At 41.2% G+C, this 1,420-nt stretch carries 1 protein-coding gene; it reads left to right on the top strand.

Annotation, left to right across the window (positions count from 1 at the left end):
- Positions 1-183 precede the first annotated feature (183 nt).
- Positions 184-1,401, top strand: a complete 1,218-nt coding sequence (locus tag O9295_RS03495; protein ID WP_288031739.1) for an ISAs1 family transposase — start codon at positions 184-186, stop codon at positions 1,399-1,401.
- Positions 1,402-1,420: the final 19 nt, after the last annotated feature.

Raw genomic sequence — 1,420 nt, 5'->3', positions numbered from 1 at the left:
CAGGGTAAGCTCATCTAATTTGGTATAAATTGTACTTGACAAAGATTTCTGAATAGGGTAATCAAATCGCCATAGCACCGTCCCGCACTGCCAGTACCCAGACTTAGCCGCTGCTACCTCTGTATAATTTATAATTAGCCTTAGTCTCACTGTTGTTGATGAAAATTAATGAGGAAATAGCTCATGGGTAAAGGTTTTGCTCCCGTTCTCCCCACCGGAAATAAAGCTCAACTAAAACCTGAGCTTCCTTTAACATCAATAAATGAAATTCAAGCTAGTTTATTGACTTATCTTCAAGATATTCCTGACCCAAGAGCGTCCCGAACCCAAAAACATTTATTAACTGATATTTTAGTCATTGCTGTTTTAGCAGTTATAGCAGGAGCCAAAGGTTGGGAAGACATGGAAAATTATGGACTCAGTAAGCAGTCTTGGTTATCTGAGTTTTTAGAATTACCTAATGGCATTCCTTCTGATGACACTTTTCGGCGGGTTTTTGAACGGATTAACCCGGAAGTTTTGGCCAAAGTTTTGTCTCAATGCCTGCCCCATTTAATCGGTTCTCTTTCGGGGGAAATAGTTCCCATAGACGGGAAAAGTCTCAGAGGTTCTTACGACCGTAATCAAGGAATTAAAGCCTTGCATTTAGTGACGGCTTGGGCGGGGGAGCAGAAATTAGTTTTAGGACAAGTCAAGGTGGAAGATAAATCCAATGAGATTACTGCTATTCCCGCTTTACTAGAACTGTTAGACCTTCAAGGGGCAATTATCACCCTAGATGCTATGGGAACTCAAACGGCGATTATTAATCATATTCAAGCCAAAAAAGCTGACTACGTTGTCGCCCTTAAAGCTAATCATCCGACTCTTTATACTCAGGTCAAAAACTGGTTTGAGCAAGCTCAAGCACATCAATTTGATGGTATTCAATTTAGTTATGATTACCGTCTGGAAAAAGGTCATCATCGCCTCGAAAAACGTTGGTGTTGGGCTGTACCTTTAGAAGCTTTCGGCGGTCTTTATCAACAGGCTCAATGGCAAGGACTTCAAAGTATTATCATGGTTAAACGAGTTCGTCATCCTGGTCATAAAACCACTTGTGAAGTCCAATTTTATCTCAGTTCTCTCCCTGCTGATGCTCAAAAAATAGGTAATGCTATTCGTAAACATTGGGGCATTGAAAATCAGGCTCATTGGATTTTAGATGTTACTTTTAATGAGGATCAATGTCGGATTCGCTCTGGTCACAGCCCTCGTAATTTTGCCTTCTTGAGACGAGTAGCACTTAACGCTCTTAACCAGGAATCCACTTACCGACGTAGTCTGGCACAAAAAAGTAAACGGGCGGCCATGGATAATAACTATATGATGGCTGTGCTGAAAGCCTTTTGTCAAGCCTAATTGAGATGCTCTTACCCTG

This window comes from Microcystis sp. LE18-22.4A (assembly GCF_027531105.1).
GTDB classification, from domain to species: domain Bacteria; phylum Cyanobacteriota; class Cyanobacteriia; order Cyanobacteriales; family Microcystaceae; genus Microcystis; species Microcystis aeruginosa.
This window is presented reverse-complemented; position numbering and strand designations above follow the sequence as displayed.

Bases quoted from the DNA above. Each gene is read 5' to 3' on its own strand.
- O9295_RS03495 (WP_288031739.1), top strand. From the start codon at position 184: ATGGGTAAAGGTTTTGCTCCCGTTCTCCCCACCGGAAATAAAGCTCAA.